Source organism: Corynebacterium sp. ES2775-CONJ (assembly GCF_024814515.1).
Classification (GTDB): Bacteria; Actinomycetota; Actinomycetes; order Mycobacteriales; family Mycobacteriaceae; genus Corynebacterium.
Genome location: NZ_JANUXT010000001.1, coordinates 276,587 through 300,154 on the forward strand (window position 1 = coordinate 276,587; position 23,568 = coordinate 300,154).

Sequence of the window (23,568 nt, forward strand, 5' to 3'; positions counted from 1 at the left end):
ACGGGATCAGGGTGTTCTCATTGAGGGTGACGGTGTCCAATTCAAGCAGGAGAAGTACCGATCGGGAGCGCTTTTACCGTATAATTGGAGCTTTGTTAGGTCAAAGAGCTAAATATAGCTATATACAACAGAGCTGAACATATACGTAACTCGTAGCTCGCTACACCTTCAAGACAGGCTGTAGCGGTGTAGAGGAGGAAAGGTAGCCAATGTCAGGCCACTCTAAATGGGCAACGACTAAACACAAAAAGGCAGCAAACGATGCCAAACGTGGTAAGGAGTTTGCCAAATTAATCAAAAATATCGAAGTCGCAGCACGCACCGGCGGCGGTGATCCCTCCGCCAACCCAACCCTCGACGATATGATCCGCAAGGCTAAAAAGGCCTCGGTTCCTAACGATAATATCGAACGCGCCAGGAAACGTGGGTCCGGCGAAGAGGCTGGCGGAGCCGACTGGCAAACCATAATGTACGAGGGCTACGGCCCGAATGGTGTGGCCGTTCTCATCGAGTGTTTGACCGACAATCGCAATCGCGCGGCTTCCGAGGTGCGTAATGCGATGACCAAACACGGCGGCAATATGGCCGAATCCGGTTCCGTCTCCTACCTTTTCACCCGTAAGGGAGTCGTACTCGTTGAGCGCGGTGAACTGGACGAGGACGATATCTTGATGGCGGTCCTCGATGCCGGGGCCGAAGAAGTTAACGCGGTAGGCGACAACTTCGAGATTCTAAGTGCCCCTAGTGAATCAACGGCAGTACGTGAAGCTCTTCAAGAAGCCGGAATTGAGGTTGAAGATTCCGATTCCGATTTCCGTGCTTCCGTCGAAGTTCCGTTGGAGCTTAACGACGCCAAGAAAATTATGAAGCTGATCGACGCTTTAGAGGATTCTGACGATGTTCAAAACGTCTATACGAATATGAGCCTCAGTGACGAGGTCATCGCTGCCCTTCACGCTGAATAACACGAAGATTCCTCGGTGCTGCGAAACGAGCACCGGGGATTTTCTATATCTGCGAGGCGGATGCTGAGCGAAGGGTGATCGAACATCTGTGTGATAGATTGTGTTACTCTGAATTCTCATATCAAAAGATTCTGAGACTCGATAAATGGCTCGATAAAAGGCTCAACAAAAGAAGCTCAGAGGAGAGGTGCGGATGTCTGTCAAGTCCATCGAGGGGTTGCGCATAATGGGCATCGACCCTGGATTAACGCGATGTGGCCTTTCGGTGGTGCAAGCCGGCCGTGGTCGCAGTGTTATCCCCGTGGCGGTGGGTGTGGTTAGAACTCCCGTCGATGCCGCGATAGAGAAGCGTTTGTTGGAGTTGAGCAAGGCCGTCAACGAGTGGATGGATGAGTATCGGCCTGACGTGGTAGCTATCGAGCGCATCTTCGAACGTGGCAATGTATCAACAGTGATGAACACCGCTCACGGCGTGGGCGTCCTTATGCTTGCTGCTGCCCAACGCGATTTGAGTTGTTATTTGTACACTCCGTCAGAAGTGAAGAAAGCTATCTCTGGTAATGGTCGCGCCGATAAGAAGCAAATGACAGCGATGATCACGCGTATCCTCGGTTTGAATGAGGCTCCGAAACCCGCCGACGCCGCCGATGCTTTAGCTCTTGCTGTGTGTCACTGCTGGCGGGCCCCGATGATCTTAGCGCAACAGGAGAATCAAGTCCGAGCCCAGTCACTCATGCGGCACCACAACGGCGTCCTCGGAAAAGCAAAGCAGCAAGCACTCCAGCGCGCCGCTGATATTGCACCGTCCGACGCGGAACTGCGGTCCCTAATACAGCAACAGACACGACCGCGAGGGGCATGGCGCCGCTAGACTATGGTTAATGAATCAAGACAAAATGGAGGCAGGCGATTATGATCGTTTCCTTACGGGGGCACGTCGTTGATATCACCTTAAAAAGTGCAGTCATTGAATGCCACGGGGTCGGCTACGAGGTAGTCGCTAGCCCTAAAACCCTTGGAACACTGCGCCGCGGCGAAGAGACTTTCATGCTGGTTAGCATGATTGTGCGCGAGGATTCGCAAACGCTCTACGGCTTTCGGCATTCTGATGATCGAGATATGTTCGCACTCTTGCAAAGCGTTTCGGGTCTGGGTCCCAAGCTCGCTGTAGCGATACAAAGCGTTTACGATGCCGAAGAGCTTTCGACACTGATATCCGAACATGATATTAAGGGGCTGCAAAAAATTCCTGGAGTGGGCAAGCGCATGGCTGAGCGCCTAATCGTTGATCTCAAAGACAAGGTCACCAGTTTTGGAAGCGCCGAGAGCGAAGCGAATACCTTAGCTATCGACACCCATTCCGCCATTGCCGATCAAGTGCTCGAAGCCCTAGTGGGTCTGGGATTCAGTGAAAAAATAGCGGCGCCAATTCTGGCCGCGGTACTAAACGAATCCCCTGACATCACAACATCTGCTGCGCTGCGCGCAACCCTGGCGGCGCTTGGGAAGAATAGAACGAACTGAGCAACTGCGGAAAAATTATGGCTAGCGTAGAGAAAACCGAATTTGAACTCCCCCAACCGTCTTCGGGGCACCGTCGTCCCGATGCGCCCATCAACCCCACCATAAACGACGGGGAAAACGATGTGGAAACCACGCTGCGACCGCGTAGTTTGACGGAGTTCATCGGCCAACCAAAGGTCCGCGATCAACTCGATCTTGTACTCACCGGAGCGAAGAACCGCGGAGTAACCCCCGACCATGTTCTGCTTTCCGGCCCTCCCGGTCTTGGAAAGACGACGATGGCGATGATTATTGCCTATGAGATGGGTACGAGCTTGAGGATGACCTCTGGCCCGGCACTGGAGCGTGCTGGTGATCTCGCCGCAATGCTGTCTAATCTCATGGAGGGTGATGTCCTCTTCATCGATGAAATACACCGGATGGCGCGACCTGCAGAAGAGATGCTCTATATGGCGATGGAAGATTTTCGGATCGATGTGATCGTCGGCAAGGGACCGGGTGCCACTTCAATCCCGCTGGAACTAGCCCCATTTACCCTCGTGGGAGCAACTACTCGTTCGGGCATGCTCACCGGACCGTTGCGCGATCGCTTCGGTTTTACTGCGCAGATGGAATTCTACGACACTCCAGAACTCACCAAGGTTGTGAGTCGGGCCGCTACGATCATGGGCGTTGAAATAGAACCGGTGGCAGCTGTGGAAATCGCCTCTCGTTCCAGAGGTACACCACGCATCGCTAACCGTCTCCTGCGACGGGTTCGGGACTACGCCGAGGTTCATGGCACCGGCTATATCGATCTGCAAGCAGCTAGGGCCGCATTACTTGTCTTCGATGTAGACGAGATGGGACTCGATCGTCTCGATCGCGCGGTCTTGGAGGCACTTATCAAGAGCCATGGAGGCGGTCCCGTAGGAGTATCGACTCTAGCCATAGCCGTCGGGGAAGAAGCATCGACAGTCGAAGAAGTGTGTGAACCATACCTAGTTCGCGCCGGTATGATTAGCCGCACCGGGCGGGGGCGTGTGGCCACCCAAGCAGCATGGCGCCATCTAGATCTGGAACCACCCGAGGGGTGCCCTGGAACCGGACTGCGCTAAAAAGGGTGTGAGTTTTCCAACTTTCCCTTAGCTATCTGGCACACTGGGTGTATGGATTCAATTTTTCTTCTCATTCTAATTCTGGCAGTGGTTTTTGTGCCTAGTTTCCTCATGCAAAGGAAACAACGGCGCAAAATTCAAGAAATCCATGAGCTCCAAGAGGCCCTCATGATTAACGATCAAGTTCTTACGACCGCAGGTCTCCACGGCACCGTTGTAGGCATAGCGGAAGCAACCGTGGAGCTAGAAACTTCCCCTGGGGTAGTTAGCACGTGGGAAAAGGCAGTAGTCGTGCGCAACCTCACCCAGGAGCAACGCACCCTTCCAGATCACGAAGACGCTTAAAAGCAGGCTTTCTCGCTCAAGGTCCCCACGGGTTCAACCCGCAGGGACCTCCACTATATATGAGACTTCCTCTTAGAAAATCGCCGATCGGTCGAACCATGGCGTAGCATAGCTGGGTGCATATACAAACTGTCGAGAAGTTGGGTCTAGGATAGATTCAGGTTGTTAGCTTGGCCTATGTCAAGCGGGTTAACACACTCGGCGACGAGGTATCTTCCTTAAGGGAAGGGGCACCTCGATAACCTTCATTACACATCCGATACAAGGAGAAACTTCATTGGCTTCGACAACACGAAGCGGCGGAAGTCGATGGGAGCAGTGGCCCAAGAGAGCCATTGCGGGATTCATCACCCTTCTCGTCTTAGTCTACGCCCTCATTTTTTTCACCGGCGATCGCAGCGCGAGCCCCAAGTTGGGTATTGATCTCCAGGGCGGCACCCGCGTGACCCTTGTCCCGCAAGGCTCCGATCCGACCCAAGACCAACTCGCACAAGCACGAACCATTTTGGAAAATCGTGTCAACGGTATGGGAGTCTCTGGTGCAAGTGTCATCATCGATGGCTCGACCCTTGTCATCACAGTCCCCGGAGAAGACACCTCTCAGGCTCGAGCTGTTGGGCAAACCTCACAGCTACTCTTTAGGCCTGTAGCCAACCCAGGAGACTTCGATACTTCAAAGCTGATCCCAGTGGTCCAAGATATGGCTAATCGCTGGGTCGAGGCAGGAGTAGCTAGCCCCGATCAGCTCAATGAAAAATTGGAGAAGATCTCTTCTTTCGCTGCGAATGAAGAAAGCAGCAAAGATAACGCGGAGCAAAAAGATGCCGCGGATATATCGACGATCACGGTGACTGCCAAAGCTCCGCAAGCTCCCCAAAATTCCATTGAATCTGCGGCGCGCCGGGAAAAAATTCTCGAAGTCATGCATGAGGATCGCCAATCGAGTGATCCACTCCGCCAATTTGCAGCGGCAACGCTGCTGATTTGCGACGACAACCCAGACCTCCTCCAAGGCAGTGACGACCCAGCCAAACCTCTGGTGGCTTGCGACCCCGGCTCGGCTGATTCCGAAGAGGATTCCCAAGTCTATATTCTAGACCCCGCACCTTTGCTCGTAGGCGAGACAGAAGGGCCACAAGCGAAGCGCTTGACTGGTGAGGAAATCGACACCGCCCGACCTATTACAGGAGGTCTTAACTCCCAGACTGGTCAGATGGAAATTAGTTTCGCTTTCAAGTCGGATGGTGGTTCCGAAGGCTCTGCTACATGGGCTAAGCTCACGCAGGACTATCTCAAGCGCAACGTAGCCATCACCCTTGATTCCAAGGTGATTTCCGCTCCAGTGATCCAGTCCCCAACTCCCATTGGTTCGGCTACTTCCATCACAGGTAAATTCACTAATAAGGAAGCTCAGGATTTAGCTAATAATCTCAGGTATGGCGCCCTACCTCTGTCCTTCGCCGGTGAAAATGGCGAACAAGGTGGAACGGCCATCACTGTCCCCGCATCCTTAGGTGTGGCCTCCCTCAAGGCTGGATTGATAGCGGGCCTCGTCGGGTTGATTTTAGTGGCTCTTTTCAGCCTGTATTTCTACCGCTTTTTTGGCGTGATTTCTCTTGTTTCTCTGATCATGTCTGGACTCTTTGTCTACGGTTCCCTAGTTTTGCTGGGTCGACTCATCGGTTATTCTCTCGATCTAGCTGGTATCGCTGGTTTGATCATCGGCATTGGTACCACCGCCGACTCTTTCGTGGTGATCTACGAACGTATCAAGGATGAAATCCGCAACGGCCGAACGTTCCGCTCAGCGGTGCCCCATGCATGGGACAGAGCCAAGAACACCATTATCACTGGTAACTTCGTTACGATTATCGCTGCAGTCGTGGTTTATCTTCTTGCAGTAGGCGAAGTTAAGGGATTCGCCTTTACATTAGGTCTGACTACGGTATTTGATTTGCTCATTACCTTCCTCTTCACGGCACCTTTGGTCATACTTGCGTCGCGTCGTCCGTGGACTGCTCAGCCTGCGGCCAACGGTCTGGGTCGAGTTTTTGATTACGTAGCGCGCAACAACATATCTGCCCCGCTGGACACAGCTGCGCCAGAGATGGCCACAGCAGCGCAGCCTCAAGCCCCTACCTCGAATGAGGAGAAGTAATATGTCTTCGAAAACGACTTTGGAAAAAATCTTCACCGGTGAGGGTGGGTTGGATTTCGTCGGCAAGCGCCGGGTGAGCTATATGGTCACGCTTGCCATCATTGTGGTCTGCTTACTGTGCATTCTTTTCCGCGGCTTTAATTTGGGAATTGATTTCCAGGGCGGCACCAAGATGAATATGCCTGCCGGCAACCTTGACAAGGTAGCAGTTTCGCAAACCTTCGAGGAAGCTACTGGAATTGAACCTGCACTGGTTCAGATCGTCGGGTCCGGCGACACTCGTATTTTAGAGATCAATTCCGAAAGGCTCACCCAAGAGCAGATCGACAGCGCGCGTCGAGCGATCTTCGATGAGTACCAGCCAGAAAACCTTGTTGGCGAGGCTACCCCTGATGTGATTGGTGATTCTACCGTTTCGGAATCATGGGGTTCAACAATTACCAACCGGATGTTTATATCGATGGGCGTTTTCCTACTGGCGGTCTTCATCTATATAGCAATCCGCCTCCAGCGGGAGATGGCTGTGGCCGCCCTAGGAGCACTCGGTGTGGACCTCGTTTTCATCACCGGACTCTATGCCCTCTTCGGCTTTGAGGTAACGCCAGCCACCGTTATCGGTCTTTTGACTGTACTTGCCTTCTCTCTCTACGACACGGTGATTGTTTTCGATAAGGTGGGGGAGAATACCGCTGGTTATCTAGGCAATCGAAAAATGACTTATGCCGAGCATGCCAATCTTGCAATCAACCAGACGGTCATGCGCTCGATTTCTACAACTGTGATTTCGGTACTACCCATGATCGCGCTGATGGTTGTTGCTGTATGGCTCATGGGCGTGGGAACGCTCAAAGATTTGGCGCTGGTGCAGCTTATCGGTGTGATCGAAGGTACCATTTCATCGATCTTCCTTGCTACCCCCTTCCTCGTTTCTCTGAAGAACCGCTCAGCTAAGACTAAGGAACATAATGTGGCTGTTGAACAGTTACGGGAAACTGGTCGCATTGATGCCGACGTTTTAGCGGACCTTGATGGAGCGCCGAAACGACAGATTCAGGGACCAGATCTCAATCATCGAGGCCCTAGCTCTTGGCGCCCTCGTAGAGTTTAAACCGGGTATAAATAATGAAGGTTTTCTCCCGATCACTACTTTGAGAGGTGATCGGGAGTTTGTCTTTGTGCAATAAGGTCGAGCACAGATATATTGTGACCTTCACATTCCTTTGGGAGAGCGAAAAATTAGTTGCAACGGCTCTTAAAGAACTAGGCTGGGATCTAATAACATATCTAACAAGGGGTCGTTATGAAGCACGAAATGTGGGGGCGTGTATGCGTAGCGCTCCTTAGTTCTTTGGCAGCCGTCTTAGCTGGATGCTCCTCCCCATCGTCCCGGGAAGATTCTTCACCACATATCTTTGGCTACGCCGTCGATCGCCCCTTATTGACTACGAATGTAGGTTCGAGTTTGGGACGATCCACGAATGCCCACGAACTAGCAGGAAGGCTGTACCCAGGTATTTACGTCACTGGACCTGAGGGACAGACAATACCCAATTCGGATCTGATGGACGCTAGGCTCCTGCCGGGTGCGCAACAGCGTGTTCAGATTCAAATCTCCGATAAAGCAGTCTATTCTGACGGCGCTCCCATAACATGCGATTCCTTCCTTCTCGCATTTACCGCGGCCACCCAAAGGCCAATTTTTGATTCTGCTATGCCCCTCTATCAGCAGGTTGATAGCGTTGAGTGCGTACCCGGTGGGAAGCTAGCCATAGTAGTTTTCAAAGATAACTTCGGCGAACGATGGCGTCATCTTTTCAATGCGGGGACTCTGCTGCCTGCGCATGCAATTGCAGCGAAGCTGGACATGCCATTGGACGTTTTTAGCAACGTGCTGAAATCCCGAGACCCTGCGGCAATGGAACCTATCGCTCAGATTTGGAACACAGGGTTCAACCTCGATCAATTCGACCCCGAGCTGCAAATAAGCTCAGGACCACTAAAGATTGAATCCATAGGATCGAGTGGGGAAGTTACTCTGGTGCGTAACGAGCGGTACTTTGGTGAAAAGTCTGCTCTCGAGCGTTTGATTGTGTGGCCCTCTGGTTCGGATATTCAGACTTTAGCTGGGCGTGGAGATATTCAAATTGCGGAAGTAGCCTCGACCTCTCAGGCCTCGTGGGTCAATAGAAACGACCCAAATAACCCCTTTACTATCATATATAAGCCTGGAGTTCTCAGTGAACAACTGGTTCTTGGCAGTGGAGGTATCTTTGCTGACCCTGAGAACCGACGCGCTTTTGCCGCCTGCATTGATCAGCCCCGGCTGGCGCATATCAGTAAAGAGTTTTCAGGTGTAGACACCCCTGCCACGACCGTGCGCACCGTGAGACCCCAGGACCCCGTCCACCTCAAAATGCGTGATATCACCGATCCGCACCGCGGAACAGATATACCTGCAGCTACCCGCATCAGCGGTCAAACCGTCCGCATTGGGTATTTCGGCCCTGATAAAAGAAAGGCTGCTATGGTGCAGGCGATTGCGGATTCTTGTCAAGACGCTGGCGTATCTATTGTCGATGTATCCCGCGAAGCACCTAGTTTAGGGAATCTATCTGAGGTTCTTGGCAATGAATTCGGGGTGTACTACAGCCAAGAAGGGGGAGCTGATGCCAATCTGCTCTCTGTCGACCCTATGCTAGAGTTCCCGATCCGAGCTACCTCTACATCGAATATAGGCGCGACTCGTGAAGCCGAACAACGCAGTTGGGATTTAGTCCCCAGTATCCCCATCGCTGTAGAACCCCGTATTTATATCATTGACAAGAAGATCGCCAACGTGGTGGAAAATACCGATCTCTACGGACTGAGCTGGAATATTGATCGCTGGCAGGAGTAAGGCTGCCCCCGAAGGTGAATTCTGAGATTTGCTGCTAGACCAAATTCCTCATACCTTTTAGGGGTATGAAGCTATAACCTCGATTCCGCTCACTTCAGGCGGTTGGATGAGGCCTAGTCCTCGATTGACAGAAAGTTTGACTGAAAACCATGACCGTTGCCCGAACAGCCCGCTTCGCCAATTCTCAGCAAGCACTCTCCGAGAAAACTCGCTTCGTCAAGGACTTCCCAGTTCAAGGGGTAATTTTTGAAGACCTAACCCCAGTCCTCGCTGACGGTGAAGCCTTCTCATTACTGGTGGATGACCTTGCAGCGGCGGCACAGAAGATGGGCGCAGACCTCATTGGTGGTCTAGATGCCAGGGGCTTTCTTCTCGGTTCGGCAGTAGCCTACAGGCTCGGTTTGGGCATCCTAGCCATTCGTAAAAAAGGAAAGCTGCCTCCGCCGGTGCACACCCAGGAATACGCACTTGAATATGGGACCGCCGCTTTGGAATTGCCGGCTTCTGGCATTGACCTCCAGGGCAAAAAGGTCGTGCTTATCGACGACGTCCTCGCCACCGGGGGAACCCTTATTGCCGCTACCAATTTGATCTCAGAACTCGGCGGCACCGTGACCGGTTATGGCGTCGTGCTGGAAGTTGCTGGCTTAGGTGGTCGTCATCGTATTGATCAAGCTCCAGTATTTGTGGTTAACGATTAACCGCATATCTTATCTTTCCGATATCGACGAAGTCTCTCTCGGTACGGGTATTGTTAAATTCAAAGTTAAGACAGGGCTAATAGGGAAAGCTGAGATGAGATGAGTCAACGCAGTACTAATAAACAGCCATCTACTGTGCGCAGCATGTCAGCTCGCTTGGCGCGGAGCTTAACCAGCAACCGCGTAAAAGTAAATCCTGTATTAGATCCACTTTTGAGTATTCACCGGCAATTTCATCCGAAGGCCGACATAGCGACTCTCTCGCGCGCCTATGACACCGCAGAAAAACTCCATGCTGGTGTTCTGCGAAAGTCGGGGGAGCCTTATATCACCCATCCGTTAGCGGTGGCCACGATCGCTGCCGAAATTGGTATGGACACCACCACGCTTATTGCAGCCCTCCTCCACGACACCGTCGAAGATTGCGAAGACTATACAATCCACGATCTATCGATGGAATTTGGCGAAGAAGTAGCTAGGTTAGTCGATGGCGTCACCAAGCTCGATAAAGTCGCATTGGGAGCGGCGGCCGAGGCTGAGACGATACGAAAGATGATCGTCGCAATGGCCCAAGATCCGCGAGTGGTCGTTATTAAGGTAGCCGACCGGCTTCATAATATGCGTACTATGCGCTTCTTACCGCCAGAAAAGCAGGCAAAGAAGGCCCGCGAAACACTCGAAGTGATCGCACCTTTGGCACACCGTCTTGGCATGGCGAGCGTGAAGTGGGAGTTGGAGGATTTGGCTTTCGCTATCCTCTATCCCAAGAAGTATGAGGAAGTGGTCCGATTAGTTGCCGACCGGGCCCCCTCACGGGACCGATACTTAACCGAGATTATTGATCAACTTCATCAAGGGCTCAAAGAGGCTAATATCGAAGCCGAAGTGATGGGTCGGCCGAAACATTACTGGTCTATCTACCAAAAGATGATCATTCGCGGCAAAGAATTCGACGAGATCTTTGACCTGGTTGGAATTCGCATCCTCACCGACACGGTGCATAACTGCTACGCCGCGGTGGGCGTAGCGCACTCCCTCTTCGCGGCCATGCCAGGGCGATTCAAGGACTATATTTCAAGTCCAAAATTTGGAGTCTATCAATCCCTCCACACTACGGTGATGGGCGAGGGTGGCAAACCACTCGAGATTCAGATCAGGACCCGGGAGATGCACTTCAATGCTGAATACGGTATTGCAGCTCACTGGCGCTATAAGGAAACTAAAGGTTCGCAGAAGGGTGGCGAATCCGAGGTCGATCAGATGTCCTGGATGCGCCAATTACTCGACTGGCAACGAGAGGCAGCCGATCCCAATGAATTCTTAGACTCCCTCCGCTTTGATCTCACCGCTAAGCAAATATTTGTATTCACACCCCACGGTGATGTCATCAGTCTTCCAGTTAAGTCAACCCCCGTTGACTTTGCCTATGCGGTCCACACAGAGGTGGGGCACCGCTGTATCGGGGCTAAGATCAATGGCAAGCTCGTTGCTCTAGAATCCACCTTGGACAGCGGCGACCGAGTGGAGATCTTCACCTCCAAAGATAGCCAGGCCGGCCCCTCTCGAGATTGGCAGGATTTTGTAGTCAGCCCTCGCGCAAAGGCAAAAATTCGACAGTGGTTTGCTAAAGAGCGCCGCGAGGAGTACCTCGACGCCGGACGTGACGCGCTCGCCGCCGAAATTCAGCGCGGGGGTTTACCGCTACACCGTCTTTTCACCGCGGAATCAATGAAGGCAGTGTCTCGGGAACTGCACTATAACGATGTAGATGCGCTCTATACCGCAATCGGTGCAGGTACGGTGTCGGCAGCTCATGTAACAAAGAGACTAATAGCTAAATTTGGTGATCTCGACGACGCCGAGGATGATCTCGTTTCACGCACACCCTTTAGCGAGCTGGTATCGAGTCGAGTTCCCGCAACCTCCGAGGCTGGTGTCCTCGTTGAAGATGTTCCTGATGTTATGGCTAAACTCGCACAGTGCTGCACGCCGGTACCAGGGGACGAGATTTTTGGTTATGTTACCCGCGGTGGGGGAGTCAGTGTCCATCGAGCAGATTGTCGCAATGCGCCTCAACTGCGTAAAGAACCAGAGCGCCTAAAAGAAGTGTCATGGGCACACGAAGGTAGCGGAGGGGTATTTCAGGCGGATCTCGAGCTGCAGGCGCTCGATCGCACCGGCCTCTTAATGGAAATTACCAAGGTAGTTAGTGAGCAGAAGGTTGTTGTCCTGTCGATGAGTTCAACAGCAGCCGATGATCATATCGCGACAGTGCGCTTTAAATTTACGGTATCTGATAAAAAGCAACTGGGAGCGCTCATGGTGCAACTTCGAAACATTGAGGGCGTTTTCGATGTCTACCGAGTGCTGTGAACATAATTTAACTGCACCTCCCTCGTGCGGGTAGGTGCAGTTCCTTGCTGTTAGCTTAAATCTTCAATAATTCTCGAGCTTTAGCAACCAGGCCAAAAAGTGCCCCGAGAGCGCTAAAGATGGTGGCCGCTATACCGATCCAAGCGGTGGCTTTTTCCAGGTCGGTTTGGGGCTCTTTATCCTCTGTTGCTTCGTTATTAGTGCCACCCTTATTAGCATCTCCTCCCAGCCCGAGAAGATTGGAGAGATTACCTCCAGTGATGGCATTGATGAGAGCCAAGAGGACGTTTTTGAAGCTGGAGCCCTCTTTACTCGGTTTCTCAGGCTTAGGTTCGGTGGTAGGAGAAGGGGCTTTAGTTGTGGAGGTTTTCTCCGGGAGTGGGACCTCACTGGTGGTCTCTGACGCACTTGCGGAGGGAGTGGTGGTTACGGGTATTTGTACGGACGTCTCCACTGGAGAAGCCATCGGCGCGCTAGTCGTCGGTACAGCAGGAGGTTCTGCTGCGGTGACTGGCGAGACGGTGGTGCTGAGCGCAATACTCAAAGCGATGGTTGTGGCTAGGTTCCGCTTTAACTTTTTCATGATTGTTTCTGAGCTTTCTTGTGGAGCGTATATGATGTTTCCTGCGTCAGCCGTCCCAGTTCCGTCTCAGAACCAAGGCGGTAAAAGTGACGGCCGTGAATCACATCAGTTGATAGAGCTGATGGTCTGCTAAAGACATTAGCAAACGTAGAAACAAGGAGACGAGTGGATTCTCTGCAAAGAGATTCCACTCGTCAAAATAACTGTACGTAGCTACGGCGTTACTGTAGTTACCGAATTAGAAAAGTTGCTTCTGAGCCTTAGCGAGGAAGCCTAGCAGGGCACCCAAAACGCTGATGACGCTGGTGATAACCCCGATCCATTCACCAATCTTCTTGGCGGAGATATTGCCGTTTGCATCCTGGGAACCAGCCTGAAGGTCCTCGGAGGATGAGCGCTCACCGGTTGGCTTAGGTGAATCAGGGGCAGTGGAGGTTGAAGTAGTGGTCGCAGCCTGGGAAACAGCGGCGGTTCCAGTGGTCAACAGAGCAGCGGTGGCAATGGAAGCCACGGCGGTGCGAATAATTTTCATACTTATCCTTTTATTAAGAGGGTAGATCTGTGTTGAGTGCTTTGATCTTAGCATGAGTGAAAGCAATGCTAAGAATGAAGCCGGGCGGAAGAAATTTTCCTCTCGCTTGTGACAGTAATTGTCTCACAACTTGTGTCAATTTCTAACTTCGCCCTTCGAGTGTTTTTAACTTGCCCCCATTCAAGGGCAACTGTCACCGCATTTGCGATAACCCGCATTAACCAAATAGGTTATTTGCTTTGCCGGCGAGGCTGGTGAGAGATTCCAGGGTGCGCAGGATATCACTGATCATTTTGATAAAATCCTTGACCTTGTCAGGGCTGGGGATGGTATTGCCGTTGGCATCGGTTTCCGAGGACATAAAGGCGAGTCCAGCAAAGAAGGAGTCATCCTTCGGGGCCTCAGCGGCGATAGCGGGGGTAGTCGCGCCACCAATCATGGCTGCAGACAGAGCCAGGGCAGCAACAGTGGAACGGGAAAAGCGCTTCATAAAAGCCTTCTTTCGAGATGAGAGTAAGTGAAGTGAATCTGGCGTTGAAGATGTCAATATTCCAGATACGCCTACAGTGACCAAGATAGGGAAGTTCTTCAGTTTTTTCAAGGGCCCTAGCCAAGATCGTAGCCTGTGCATATGGAAATACCCGATGTCAGAGGTCATTCTCGAGCATCGGGTATTTTCGCTGGGTAGGTGGCCCGGAAGATCTAAGAGCCCACGGTTACCTTAGAAATCTTGACTTCTTTGGCTGGTGCACCGTCCATCGCGTCGCCGTCGACACCTTCCTTGGCGATAGCATCTAAGGTCTTAAGACCAGCTTCATCGATCTTGCCAAAGTAGGTGTATTGGGGAGGGAGGGTGGAATCGCCGTAGTTAAGGAAGAATTGCGAGCCATTGGTATCAGGGCCTGAATTAGCCATTGCGATGGTGCCGCGGGGATAGATCACCGGTAAAGTTGCCGCATCCTCAGACGCTTCGTCGGTGGGGTACTCGTTGGCGAAACTAAAGCCAGGCCCACCAGTGCCAGTTCCGGTGGGGTCACCGCACTGCAGTACTTTCAGGCCTTCAGACGTAGTCAGACGGTGACAGACGGTGTCGTTGAAATAACCCTCTGAAGCTAAGTGCGTGAAGGCATTAACCGTGCAGGGGGAAACCGAGCGATCGAGGTCGAGATTGATCTCGCCGCTATTCGTAGTCATTGTTGCAGATACTGTGCCAGTTGCCTGGATATTGGATGTATCTGGCAAGCTCACCTTCTTTGCAGCAGTACCAGACTCAGCGTAGTCGCAACTTACCGTATCCTGCAGAGACTCAGCGCGGGCTAGAGTCAGAGGTTCGGCTGCAAAAGAGTCCTCTTGATCGATTGACTCCGCCGCTGAATTGCTGGCGTCATCACCGGTGTACTTCACTGCGAGAACAACGCCGCCTATGATAACCACAATTGCTAAAGCTGCAGTGAGAATCAATCCCAGTGGTTTAAGGCGCTCGGCTCGATCCCGCGAAGCAATCTCCTTCTCCAAATCGCGTAGTGCTTCTTCACGACGTTGTTTGTTATCGCTCACCAAAATTCCTTAATCTTCGACGTATGCTAGTGATGGAGCAGGCTGCCCCCACCCCGTCGGTCATCAACTGCCAAGGTGGGAGTGAAGCGGGAACAGAGTTCATCAGACGATCAAGGGAAAAGCCCACGGACTGATTCGATATCGTCCCCGTTCAACGACTTTAGCCTATCGACGGTGAAGTCGGTGAAGTGGCGCTACTCTTGAAGACTATGAGTACTACACATTTCCACGGAAACGAAGTTCCACTAGTCGGAGACCTCCCGGTGGTCGGCGACAAACTACCATCATTCGCGCTCGTTAAAGGAGACCTAAGCGAAGTAACGAATGCCGATTTTGAAGGCAAGCGTCTTATACTTAATATATTCCCCTCGGTAGATACGGGGGTATGTGCCCAATCGGTTCGAGTCTTCAATGAAAAAGCCTCGCAACTGGACAATACAGTCATCCTCTGTATCTCGGCAGATCTTCCCTTCGCGCAATCTCGATTCTGCGGGGCAGAGGGCATTAACAAGGTCGAAACTGTTTCGAGTTTCCGCTCCAGTTTCGGAAAAAATATGGGAGTTCTTCTTGCTGGCTCTCCACTCGCTGGTTTGCTCGCCCGGGCGGTCATCGTGGTTGATGAGAGTGGTATCGTCCGCCACGTGGAGCTTGTCGAAGAAATCGCGCAAGAGCCTAGTTATGATGCGGCACTTGCGGTGCTGGGCTAAAAGTTAGAGTTCGTATCCCAAAACTTCTTGGAGCCCGCCCTCCAGGTGCTTTAATGTGGTTGGCATGAAGATATTCGGATTCCCCACGGGCCCCTACCAAACGAATTGCTATATTCTGACGTATGAGGGGCGGGCAACAATTATCGACCCAGGTATGCATGCCATCGATAAAGTAGTAGCTCACTGTCGCACTGAGCGAGTAGATCCCGAGCGTATCGTGCTCACTCATGGGCACCTCGATCACACTCGCAGCGCCGCCGAACTGGGGAATCGCTTTAATATACCGGTCTATATTCACCCTGACGACGCTTTTATGCTTGACGGTGGGGCCGGCCTCAGCGACGAATCGCGCGTGCTATTTCGAGCCCACCACATGCCTCAAGTAAAAAATCTACAGGCTCTCCGACATTTAGATACCTTGAATGTCGGAGAGGAGGTGCTGAGTGTTCGTCACGCGCCTGGGCACACAGCCGGATCCATACTTCTGGTTGGAAAAAAGGTCGTCTTTACTGGAGATGTGCTGTTCCAAGGAACCATTGGACGCACTGATCTACCTACTTCTTCCCCAGCAGATATGGAGAAGTCATTGAGGGAGGAAGTGATGGCCCTGGACGATACCCTCGATGTGCTTCCCGGACACGGGGCTTTGACCACGATACGTGAAGAAAAACGCTCAAATCCATTTCTTGCTAAATTCGCATAACTCACTAAGGTTGAAATTCGTGTCTGAAAAGAAGCTCTCCAAAATCTCCGCCCCTAAGGGCGTCCCCGATTATATTCCCCCACGATCGCGTGAATTCTTAGCAGTTCGTGATACATTTCTCAACCACGCCCACCGCGCCGGATTTGAGCATATCGAGTTGCCAATCTTTGAAGAAACTTCACTTTTCGCCCGCGGTGTAGGGGAATCAACGGATGTGGTCTCCAAGGAGATGTATACCTTCGCGGATCGTGGAAACCGCTCTGTGACCCTGCGCCCTGAGGGCACGGCGGGTGTCATGCGCGCGGTAATCGAGCATAACCTGGATCGCGGACAGCTTCCCGTTAAACTTTGCTATCAGGGGCCATTTTTCCGCTATGAGCGCCCGCAAGCCGGACGCTACAGGCAGTTGCAACAAATGGGCGTTGAGGCTATTGGAGTGGACGATCCCGCCCTTGATGCCGAAGTCATTGCGCTAGCTGATCGATGCTTCCGAAGCATCGGGCTCACAGGCTACCGCCTCGAGTTGACAAGTTTGGGTGACCGCCATTGCCGACCACAATACCGTGAAAAGCTGCAAGAATTCTTGTTCACTTTACCGCTCGATGAGGAAACTCGTCGCCGTGCTGCATTAAATCCGCTGCGAGTCTTAGATGATAAGCGTGCAGAGGTCCAAGAGATGACTCATAACGCTCCGCTGATGCTAGATTATCTGTCTGCCGAGAGCCAAGCCCACTTCGAAAAACTAACGGGGCATCTCGACGACCTGGAGGTGCACTATGAAATCAATCCTCGTATGGTGCGCGGCTTAGACTATTATACCAAGACCTGTTTTGAATTCGTCCACGACGGTCTGGGTGCGCAGTCCGGAATCGGGGGCGGGGGCCGCTATGATGGCCTGATGTCACAATTAGGAGGTCAAGACCTCTCCGGAATCGGTTTCGGTCTCGGAATTGACAGAGCTCTGCTGGCGCTCGATGCGGAAAACCGAAGCCTCACCGATAATAGTAAAGTTGAAGTATATGGCATCGCCTTAGGCGGCGAAGCGAAAAGCGCTATGGTGAAAATTATCGATGAGCTGCGTGCCGCGGGGATTAGTGCGGATATGGCCTACGGCGATCGCGGGCTGAAAGGGGCCATGAAGGGCGCAGATCGTGCGGGGGCGCGGATCGCTGTGGTGATTGGCGATTCCGAGCTGGCAGCCGGGGTGGTGAGCGTGAAGAACCTCAAAACTCACGAACAGATCGAGGTTGCCCGCAATAAGGTGATTGAATACGTGCTCGATATATAAAGGATCAGCCCTCTGGCGCAGCCGCTGTCTAACATTCGGTTAGAGAGACCGGCAAACCTAGGGTGACTGCGAGACCACCCGTGGAGGTTTCTTTATATTTGCTCATCATATCGCGGCCGGTTTCGGCCATTGTTTGGATGACATCGTCGAGTGAAACTCGGTGCAGACCACTGCCGAGCAGGGCCAGACGCGCCGCATTGACAGCCTTAACAGCTGCAATTGCATTTCTTTCGATACAGGGGATTTGTACAAGGCCGCCTACCGGATCGCACGTCAAACCTAAATTATGTTCAAGTGCGATTTCGGCAGCATTTTCGATATGTGAAGGGCTTGCGCCCAAAACTTGGGCCAATCCGGCACTCGCCATAGCAGCCGCAGAACCAACCTCTCCCTGGCAGCCAACCTCGGCCCCGGAAATGGAGGCATTTTTCTTGATTATTATCCCTATAGCTCCTGTGGTCAGGAGGAAGTCGCGGTGCCACATGGGGTTGCTCGGCTTCCGAAAATCTCTTATATAGTGCATGACTGCTGGGATGATACCCGCGGCACCGTTGGTGGGCGCAGTCACAACTCTTCCGCCCACTGCGTTTTCCTCATTGACAGCTAAAGCGTAGACGTTGAGCCATTCCATACCCGCTAAAATATCCTGGTGCTCTGCGTCCTCAAGGGTGGTGAGACGCGCATAAAGATCGGGCGCCCGGCGCGCAATATGCAATCCACCTGGCAGTACCCCGCGTGTTGTCAGACCCGAGCGGACGCACTCTTGCATATGTTGCCATACCAGGTCAAGATAGGCACAGACGTCGAGGCCTGAGTTATCGATAGCGCTTTCGTTGGCTACGATAATGTCCGGAATCGGGAGCCGGATACTCCGTGTCAGTTTTAATAGCTCGTGTGCGGAATGAAAGGGATGAGGCTCTCGGGAGCTCGCGGAGCTGGCGGTGTTAGCTAAACGCTGAGATATCCCGAGGTCATCTGCGCTGACAACAAAGCCGCCACCTACCGAGAAATATCTACGGCTGATCGCATCAGTTGCGAAGGTGAGTGCGTTGGGGTGTTCGGCGAGGGGTACGGGTGAGAACTCTAGGTGATACGTGATTTCAGCGATCTTACCGTCTACAGGAATAGCGGTTCCATATACCGGTGTTGTATGAGGGGATATAGTTTCCGGGGCATAGCCTGCTAGACCTAAAAGTATGGCACGGTCGGTCCCGTGACCCTTCCCGGTAGCCGCAAGCGAGCCATACAGAGTGATCGTCACATGATCGCCAGGTTGCAGGGCGGCGGTTTCGGCAAAGATTTTAGCGGCCCGCATGGGTCCGACAGTATGGGACGATGACGGGCCAATCCCGATACTGAAAAGATCCTTCACGCTGATAGTCATAATTGGCGATCGTAATAAATGGCACGGAAAGGAGCACCGTTAGCTCTGCGCTAGGCGGATTGCTTCGCTTGCTGTTATCAGACGTATCGCTTTCTCATCGCGCCGCCCATGAGCTGTGATGATGACCGCCTGCGGACGTTCGGACTCACCGATTGTATTCAGTGCTGTGATAACCTCGGGGACCGTAGCGAGTTGATCAAGAAAAACTACAGGTCGGTGCTTGGCTGACTGGGCTATTATGTCCTCAACTCGCAGCGTTTCAGGGATTGTCCATTGCGAAGAACTGTCGCGCAAATAGTCGATGATATCGGCGGGAATCAATAATCTCTGGAATATATCTCCTTTGTAGATCGGGTACTTGTTCACACGAGAACTCAGCAGCTGGACAATAGGATGATGTGGTTTGAAGATGCGGACCTTTTGTGGGGGCAGCACCTGCATTACCGGAGGCGTCGTGTGTAGCATTTTCCGTAGCGCGACGATTTGGCGCACCGTTTTCTCATTGGGCTCGGCAATCGGTTCGAAGTCTTCATCATAGGCACCGTGCGCAAGGGCGTTACGAAGCTCGGCAAAATCGATCAGCATCTGAGCTTGATCTTTACTTAGTAATTTGTCTTTAACAGCACCATAGACAAGTTGCCGAAAACTTTCGTGGTGAGGGGCTTGTAATTCACCGCGCAAAAGGCTTTCGATATCATTGAAAGCTGCTAGGAAGGGCCAAGCACGGTGGACGTGGGAGTCGGTCGTCGCGGAATCCATATCTTGACTGTAACTAAAAATACTGCCGCAAGGGTCGAAAATTGTTCGATAGGTGAAACGGGTGGCGTCATTACGGATGCGGGTGGAACAGCTCAAGTCACAGAGAATAAAGAGAATAAGTGGAAGGGCGGAGATTGGAAAAATTATGGGCGCATGGTTTGCTTACCGTCCCGGTTATAGACGCGGTCAGACCTTGTGGGTTTCAGTGCGGCAATATCGGATTAAACTAGCTAGAGGGATCAAATTTATTACCCCAACACCAGCGGCTTAGTGGCTGATATGTCAAGAAGTGAGGCTTCAGAAGAGGTCGAAGAAACAGTGGGTGAGCTTTTGATTGTCCGAAGGCTGAGAGTCTAATCGGGACACGAGTACCCGGGTTTTAGCGTTCCGGATCGAGGGCCAACATTCCCCTATACAGCGCGTAAACGAGCATCAACTCTCCTTTCCTTCACTTTTGCTGGGCGCATGAAATCCAAAAGAGGTGTTATTTTTTCTCCAATATTCACGCTCACTCCAGGAACGCTTTTCTGCTATTGGACTTGCGGGGGTCCTTGAGTTTGACAGTTCGCAGTGTGGTGCGAGAGCAGGCGGCTTGGCAGCTGCCATGGTATCGCCGCACACCCAACAGCATCGACGATCTCGCATATTATCAGTTTTTAGTCTCAGCGCTTGGCTTTGCCGGCGGTGTTACAGGAGAGGACTGCATTCCAGATACGAGAGCCAGTAGAACGATAGTAGGAGATTTGGAGCCGTATCAGCGATTCCTACTAACAATAGTGCTGGCTTTAATGTCCAGGCCGCAGGCACGACTGTCGGTCGTCGACGGTTGTGACCAATTGCGCAGTATAAAGCTGTGGCAGCAGCGTATGGAAATTCTCGGAGCGTTCAGCGCTACAATGCCAGTGATCGTTAGCTCCTGCAACAGTGACACGGCGGGAATAGAGTGCATCTTTTTAAATTTGACCCATCCAGATTCACAGAACCAGGTAGACCTGGACCAGCATGCTGAATGTGGGAGAGTTAAATAGCTGTGAGTATTTTCCATATCGGCACTGAGCTGGGACGCTTTGGCCGCGGAACGTTGCCGCCGCTGGTGATTTTGGGTGTCGTCTTATTTCCGCTTCTTTTTGGTGGCCTTTCCGTATGGAGTTACTAGGACCCTATAGGTAGGCTCAACCAATTACCGGTTGCCCTGATCAACTCCGATCAGCCTGCAACAGTGAAGGGCGAGGACGTCAATGCAGGCGAGCTCGTTGCCCTAAAAAAATTATTGAGGGGAAGGCTGTTGGTTGTCATCTTGTATCTGCTGCAGAAGTAAAGAGGGGGTTCGGTAGCGGCACGTACTACTTTGGGCTGGAGATCCCTCGGGATTTTTCTCAGGCAATTGTCAGTGCCTCGAGTCCCCATCCTCTCCGAGCTATTATTAATGCCGCCTTTGATAATGCTGATGGGTTGATTGCAACCACCCTCGGTAACCACGTAGTGACACGAGTGCTCGCAACTATAAGCGAAAACTTGAGAACCGAGGTCGCCGACCAATTGGTGGTGGGATTTTCCACGATCGATAAAGGTTTAGAGCGTGCCAGTGTCGGTGCTACACCTCTCCATGTTGATTATGCTCGAGCGGAAGCGGGGGCTACCGGACTCCGTGATGGTAGCGCGGAGCTTGCACAGAGTATGCGGCGGGCTGAAGCTGGCGTTGTTGAGCTTGATAACGGTGCCACCTTACTTAGCGAGAAGCTAGGGGACGCGGTAGAGGGAGCCGCTGCACGTGCAGCGGGTATGAATCAGTTACAAACTGCCACCAATCAGCTAGGCGCTGGTGCGGAAAAGCTTTCGGAAGGCGTAGAAAAACTTACCGGCAGCGCTACTGGTCTCGTGGCCGCGCAAAAAAAGGGCTCTCGTACCACTGACTGACTAGAGTGCCGAGTTGCGGTTGACGGGCATTCCCCAAGCAGTAGCACTTGTCGACGCTGCCGATAGTCTGGTGTCCGATAGTCGAGCGCGTGGCCTAGGCTCGGGACCGGATCTCATATCTCAGATGCACCAACTGAATATGGGGCAAAAGAAATTTACCATCAGCTCAGCAACCTTGATGCTGCATATCGATCGGGTATCAATCAAGCGACTCACGGGGCAAATCGCCTAGGTCGGGCCTAAAATTGCTGCACGGCGGCTCTGCGGAACTTGTCGTGGGATTCGCACACTTGCCTCCGGCACCTCCCAGTTGGCAGCCGGATCCGAGCAACTCACGGTGGGTGCCGCACAGTTGGCTAGTGGGCTAGTTACTTTAGATGCCGGCAGTGGCGAACTAGCTTTGAAATTGCATCAAGCTCGCGATGAGATGCCCCATTGTGCCGATAATGCGGCGGCCAGCATATCGACGCGAGTCCCAATCTTAGAAACGCGGGATTCTCTCGGACTATTTGGTCCAGGACTGAGTCCCATCTTCGTTTCTTTGGGGTTGTTCAAGAGTTCCACTGTGATCGTCGTGTTGCTGCGCCTTCTAGGCAGGCGCACCGTCGATTCTGGGTCGGGAGTGCTCAGCGGGGTGCTCGCTAGCTATATTCCAGCAGCGATGATCAGCTTGTCGCAGGCTACAGCGATGTTCGTAGTATAAGCAGGTGCCTTACAGTTGCGCGCTCACCATGAAGTGGGTTTGTGGTTATTCATGTGCCTGGTCTCGTTGAGCTTTGTCACCATTACGCAGGGCTTCAATGCTCTCCTGGGGCCAGCGGTTGGTCGGGTGTCGTGTATTGCAGTTATGGCTTTGCAGGTGGTTTCCTCAGGCGGGCTCCACCCACCTGAGACGCAGCCTACCTCTCTGCGCTTATTCCATACCATAGATCCCATGTCCTACTCGGTAAATCTTCTGCGGGAGATGATCTATCACGGTTCGATATTCGCTAATCACCGCGGCGTCATAGCTGTTCTGGTTCTCGTAGGTATCGGTATGGGATTTATGAGCCTATTCATGCTGGCTGCTAAGAGGCGTCGGCAGTGGACGATGCGAGATTTCCGTCCAGAGATGTCCGTTTAGCGAGTTGTATTGAGGATGGCGTCGAGGGAGCACTGGCTCATCTCTCCCGAACGATAGCCGGCATAAAAGGCCTTTTCGCGCTGATCTGAACGACCATGGGTGAAAAGGTCCGGGCGAACCTCACCGCCTCTGTGTTGTTGAATATGATCGTCACCCACACTTCGGGCGGCGGCGAGTGCATCCAACACCTGCTCCCGGGTGACGGGTTCCAGAAAAGCATCGGGTCCTTTGTCGGCAAAATGCGCCCAAATGCCAGCATAGCAATCAGCCTGCAACTCTATACGCACCGCATTCGACTCTGGGCCGGGATCGTTATAGTTGGATAGCCCCAGTGTTCCTTGCAGTTGCTGGATATGATGGCCGAATTCATGGGCCACAATATATTCTTGAGCAAAAGGAGCATTCCGGGCCCCGAGTGTTTCTAACTGGTGGAAGAATTCCGGATCAAAATAAGCGGTCCTATCACCAGGGCAATAGAAAGGCCCCGTTGCGGTACCGGCCACACCGCAGGCTGATCGCGTGCGGCCGGTAAAGATCACTAGCCCTGGCTTGTTGTAGTTAATTCCAATTTGTCGTGGTAATTCGCGTGCCCACACAGCATCTAGGGAAAGGGCCGTGAACTCGATACGGCAATCAACGTAGTTGTTGGCGTCTGCGCCAGTCTTGCAATGGTCGAGGGATTGGGCCGGACCCGCCGGCGCGCTCATCGAGGAGTCTTGGCTATTAAGGCCGTTGAGCAAGCCTAGGATTTCCTGCGGACTTCCACCAAGGGCCCACACAATCAGCACAAGGATGATGGTTCCTGCCCCTCCGCCCAAGGCGATTTTTCCGGTTCCTCCACCGGTACGAGCTCGGGGGGCAGTTTTACGTTGGTTATGACGAAAAGTCATTAGTTCCCTCTCCACCCTGATCACATCGCATGAGCAGGTTTTGATCTGGTCCACAACAAGTCTCTT

At 52.6% G+C, this 23,568-nt stretch carries 24 protein-coding genes; 17 read left to right on the top strand and 7 right to left on the bottom strand.

The genetic code is table 11. The features are described from left to right. Positions 1 to 209 precede the first annotated feature (209 nt). The 10 genes from NXT01_RS01280 to NXT01_RS01325 all read left to right on the top strand — a co-directional run bounded on the left by NXT01_RS01280 (position 210) and on the right by NXT01_RS01325 (position 12,059). Entirely contained in the window at positions 210 to 965 is a 756-nt protein-coding gene (locus tag NXT01_RS01280; protein ID WP_259076586.1) for a YebC/PmpR family DNA-binding transcriptional regulator, read from the top strand. Positions 966 to 1,158: 193 nt separating this feature from the next. Beyond that, positions 1,159 to 1,836: a crossover junction endodeoxyribonuclease RuvC gene (gene ruvC, locus NXT01_RS01285; RefSeq protein WP_259076588.1), complete on the top strand. Its 678-nt coding sequence runs from the start codon at positions 1,159 to 1,161 to the stop codon at positions 1,834 to 1,836. 41 nt (positions 1,837 to 1,877) lie between these two features. Continuing rightward, entirely contained in the window at positions 1,878 to 2,489 is a 612-nt protein-coding gene (gene ruvA / locus NXT01_RS01290) for a Holliday junction branch migration protein RuvA (RefSeq protein WP_259076590.1), read from the top strand. A gap of 17 nt (positions 2,490 to 2,506) precedes the next feature. Continuing rightward, a complete protein-coding gene (gene ruvB, locus NXT01_RS01295; protein WP_259076600.1) occupies positions 2,507 to 3,586 on the top strand; it encodes a Holliday junction branch migration DNA helicase RuvB in 1,080 nt (359 codons plus the stop codon). A 51-nt stretch (positions 3,587 to 3,637) separates the two neighbouring features. Next, positions 3,638 to 3,931, top strand: a complete 294-nt coding sequence (gene yajC, locus NXT01_RS01300) for a preprotein translocase subunit YajC (RefSeq protein ID WP_259076611.1) — start codon at positions 3,638 to 3,640, stop codon at positions 3,929 to 3,931. 277 nt (positions 3,932 to 4,208) lie between these two features. Further along, positions 4,209 to 6,089, top strand: a complete 1,881-nt coding sequence (gene secD, locus NXT01_RS01305) for a protein translocase subunit SecD (RefSeq protein ID WP_259076613.1) — start codon at positions 4,209 to 4,211, stop codon at positions 6,087 to 6,089. 1 nt (position 6,090) lies between these two features. Then, complete coding sequence (gene secF / locus NXT01_RS01310) at positions 6,091 to 7,197, top strand: protein translocase subunit SecF (RefSeq protein ID WP_259076616.1); 1,107 nt, start codon at positions 6,091 to 6,093, stop codon at positions 7,195 to 7,197. 192 nt (positions 7,198 to 7,389) lie between these two features. Then, positions 7,390 to 8,985 (top strand): ABC transporter substrate-binding protein, encoded by a 1,596-nt coding sequence (locus tag NXT01_RS01315; protein WP_259076619.1) that lies wholly within the window; start codon positions 7,390 to 7,392, stop codon positions 8,983 to 8,985. Between the two features lie 149 nt (positions 8,986 to 9,134). Next, positions 9,135 to 9,686, top strand: coding sequence for an adenine phosphoribosyltransferase (locus NXT01_RS01320; protein ID WP_259076620.1), 552 nt, complete (start codon positions 9,135 to 9,137; stop codon positions 9,684 to 9,686). 99 nt (positions 9,687 to 9,785) lie between these two features. After that, a complete protein-coding gene (locus tag NXT01_RS01325; RefSeq protein ID WP_259076622.1) occupies positions 9,786 to 12,059 on the top strand; it encodes a bifunctional (p)ppGpp synthetase/guanosine-3',5'-bis(diphosphate) 3'-pyrophosphohydrolase in 2,274 nt (757 codons plus the stop codon). Between the two features lie 55 nt (positions 12,060 to 12,114). On the opposite strand, the gene NXT01_RS01330 is transcribed toward NXT01_RS01325, so the two are convergent. The 4 genes from NXT01_RS01330 to NXT01_RS01345 all read right to left on the bottom strand — a co-directional run bounded on the left by NXT01_RS01330 (position 12,115) and on the right by NXT01_RS01345 (position 14,731). Beyond that, positions 12,115 to 12,642: a hypothetical protein gene (locus NXT01_RS01330; protein WP_259076634.1), complete on the bottom strand. Its 528-nt coding sequence runs from the start codon at positions 12,640 to 12,642 to the stop codon at positions 12,115 to 12,117. 238 nt (positions 12,643 to 12,880) lie between these two features. Then, on the bottom strand, positions 12,881 to 13,174 hold the full coding sequence (locus tag NXT01_RS01335) for a hypothetical protein (protein WP_259076636.1): 294 nt from the start codon (positions 13,172 to 13,174) through the stop codon (positions 12,881 to 12,883). Positions 13,175 to 13,391: 217 nt separating this feature from the next. After that, the gene (locus NXT01_RS01340) at positions 13,392 to 13,664 is read right to left on the bottom strand and encodes a hypothetical protein (RefSeq protein ID WP_259076639.1); all 273 of its coding nucleotides are present in this window, start codon (positions 13,662 to 13,664) and stop codon (positions 13,392 to 13,394) included. 212 nt (positions 13,665 to 13,876) lie between these two features. Further along, positions 13,877 to 14,731, bottom strand: coding sequence for a peptidylprolyl isomerase (locus NXT01_RS01345; protein ID WP_259076641.1), 855 nt, complete (start codon positions 14,729 to 14,731; stop codon positions 13,877 to 13,879). A gap of 209 nt (positions 14,732 to 14,940) precedes the next feature. Between NXT01_RS01345 and tpx the strand changes: the two genes are divergently transcribed. The 3 genes from tpx to hisS all read left to right on the top strand — a co-directional run bounded on the left by tpx (position 14,941) and on the right by hisS (position 17,429). Then, positions 14,941 to 15,438, top strand: a complete 498-nt coding sequence (tpx, locus tag NXT01_RS01350; protein ID WP_259076643.1) for a thiol peroxidase — start codon at positions 14,941 to 14,943, stop codon at positions 15,436 to 15,438. A gap of 64 nt (positions 15,439 to 15,502) precedes the next feature. Then, positions 15,503 to 16,141 carry an MBL fold metallo-hydrolase gene (locus NXT01_RS01355; protein ID WP_259076645.1) on the top strand — a complete coding sequence of 213 codons (639 nt, stop codon included), beginning with the start codon at positions 15,503 to 15,505 and terminating at the stop codon, positions 16,139 to 16,141. Between the two features lie 19 nt (positions 16,142 to 16,160). Continuing rightward, positions 16,161 to 17,429, top strand: a complete 1,269-nt coding sequence (hisS, locus tag NXT01_RS01360) for a histidine--tRNA ligase (RefSeq protein WP_259076648.1) — start codon at positions 16,161 to 16,163, stop codon at positions 17,427 to 17,429. A gap of 28 nt (positions 17,430 to 17,457) precedes the next feature. Here the strand turns inward: hisS and NXT01_RS01365 are convergent, their stop codons facing one another. Further along, on the bottom strand, positions 17,458 to 18,813 hold the full coding sequence (locus NXT01_RS01365; RefSeq protein ID WP_259076650.1) for an L-serine ammonia-lyase: 1,356 nt from the start codon (positions 18,811 to 18,813) through the stop codon (positions 17,458 to 17,460). 39 nt (positions 18,814 to 18,852) lie between these two features. Then, positions 18,853 to 19,572, bottom strand: a complete 720-nt coding sequence (locus NXT01_RS01370) for a hypothetical protein (RefSeq protein ID WP_259076652.1) — start codon at positions 19,570 to 19,572, stop codon at positions 18,853 to 18,855. A gap of 1,452 nt (positions 19,573 to 21,024) precedes the next feature. Here NXT01_RS01370 and NXT01_RS01375 point away from each other — a divergent pair. Genes NXT01_RS01375 through NXT01_RS01390 form a run of 4 tightly spaced genes read left to right on the top strand, consistent with a single transcriptional unit; the run spans position 21,025 to position 22,612 of the window. Continuing rightward, the gene (locus tag NXT01_RS01375; protein ID WP_259076655.1) at positions 21,025 to 21,489 is read left to right on the top strand and encodes a hypothetical protein; all 465 of its coding nucleotides are present in this window, start codon (positions 21,025 to 21,027) and stop codon (positions 21,487 to 21,489) included. Positions 21,490 to 21,502: 13 nt separating this feature from the next. Beyond that, a complete protein-coding gene (locus NXT01_RS01380) occupies positions 21,503 to 21,721 on the top strand; it encodes a hypothetical protein (protein WP_259076658.1) in 219 nt (72 codons plus the stop codon). A 48-nt stretch (positions 21,722 to 21,769) separates the two neighbouring features. Further along, positions 21,770 to 22,192, top strand: coding sequence for a hypothetical protein (locus NXT01_RS01385; RefSeq protein ID WP_259077097.1), 423 nt, complete (start codon positions 21,770 to 21,772; stop codon positions 22,190 to 22,192). 15 nt (positions 22,193 to 22,207) lie between these two features. Beyond that, complete coding sequence (locus NXT01_RS01390) at positions 22,208 to 22,612, top strand: YhgE/Pip family protein (RefSeq protein ID WP_259076660.1); 405 nt, start codon at positions 22,208 to 22,210, stop codon at positions 22,610 to 22,612. Here the strand turns inward: NXT01_RS01390 and NXT01_RS01395 are convergent. Next, on the bottom strand, positions 22,609 to 23,502 hold the full coding sequence (locus NXT01_RS01395; RefSeq protein WP_259076661.1) for a neutral zinc metallopeptidase: 894 nt from the start codon (positions 23,500 to 23,502) through the stop codon (positions 22,609 to 22,611). The two genes, NXT01_RS01390 and NXT01_RS01395, sit on opposite strands and share 4 nt — an antisense overlap. Between the last annotated feature and the right edge of the window lie 66 nt (positions 23,503 to 23,568).

What these genes read in the sequence shown, in the direction of transcription:
- NXT01_RS01280 (WP_259076586.1), top strand. Translation starts at nt 210, where the DNA reads ATGTCAGGCCACTCTAAATGGGCAACGACTAAACACAAAAAGGCAGCA.
- ruvC (WP_259076588.1), top strand. Translation starts at nt 1,159, where the DNA reads ATGTCTGTCAAGTCCATCGAGGGGTTGCGCATAATGGGCATCGACCCT.
- ruvA (WP_259076590.1), top strand. Translation starts at nt 1,878, where the DNA reads ATGATCGTTTCCTTACGGGGGCACGTCGTTGATATCACCTTAAAAAGT.
- ruvB (WP_259076600.1), top strand. Translation starts at nt 2,507, where the DNA reads ATGGCTAGCGTAGAGAAAACCGAATTTGAACTCCCCCAACCGTCTTCG.
- yajC (WP_259076611.1), top strand. Translation starts at nt 3,638, where the DNA reads ATGGATTCAATTTTTCTTCTCATTCTAATTCTGGCAGTGGTTTTTGTG.
- secF (WP_259076616.1), top strand. Translation starts at nt 6,091, where the DNA reads ATGTCTTCGAAAACGACTTTGGAAAAAATCTTCACCGGTGAGGGTGGG.
- NXT01_RS01315 (WP_259076619.1), top strand. Translation starts at nt 7,390, where the DNA reads ATGAAGCACGAAATGTGGGGGCGTGTATGCGTAGCGCTCCTTAGTTCT.
- NXT01_RS01320 (WP_259076620.1), top strand. Translation starts at nt 9,135, where the DNA reads ATGACCGTTGCCCGAACAGCCCGCTTCGCCAATTCTCAGCAAGCACTC.
- NXT01_RS01325 (WP_259076622.1), top strand. Translation starts at nt 9,786, where the DNA reads ATGAGTCAACGCAGTACTAATAAACAGCCATCTACTGTGCGCAGCATG.
- NXT01_RS01330 (WP_259076634.1), bottom strand. Translation starts at nt 12,642, where the DNA reads ATGAAAAAGTTAAAGCGGAACCTAGCCACAACCATCGCTTTGAGTATT.
- NXT01_RS01335 (WP_259076636.1), bottom strand. Translation starts at nt 13,174, where the DNA reads ATGAAAATTATTCGCACCGCCGTGGCTTCCATTGCCACCGCTGCTCTG.
- NXT01_RS01340 (WP_259076639.1), bottom strand. Translation starts at nt 13,664, where the DNA reads ATGAAGCGCTTTTCCCGTTCCACTGTTGCTGCCCTGGCTCTGTCTGCA.
- tpx (WP_259076643.1), top strand. Translation starts at nt 14,941, where the DNA reads ATGAGTACTACACATTTCCACGGAAACGAAGTTCCACTAGTCGGAGAC.
- NXT01_RS01355 (WP_259076645.1), top strand. Translation starts at nt 15,503, where the DNA reads ATGAAGATATTCGGATTCCCCACGGGCCCCTACCAAACGAATTGCTAT.
- NXT01_RS01365 (WP_259076650.1), bottom strand. Translation starts at nt 18,813, where the DNA reads ATGACTATCAGCGTGAAGGATCTTTTCAGTATCGGGATTGGCCCGTCA.
- NXT01_RS01370 (WP_259076652.1), bottom strand. Translation starts at nt 19,572, where the DNA reads ATGGATTCCGCGACGACCGACTCCCACGTCCACCGTGCTTGGCCCTTC.
- NXT01_RS01395 (WP_259076661.1), bottom strand. Translation starts at nt 23,502, where the DNA reads ATGACTTTTCGTCATAACCAACGTAAAACTGCCCCCCGAGCTCGTACC.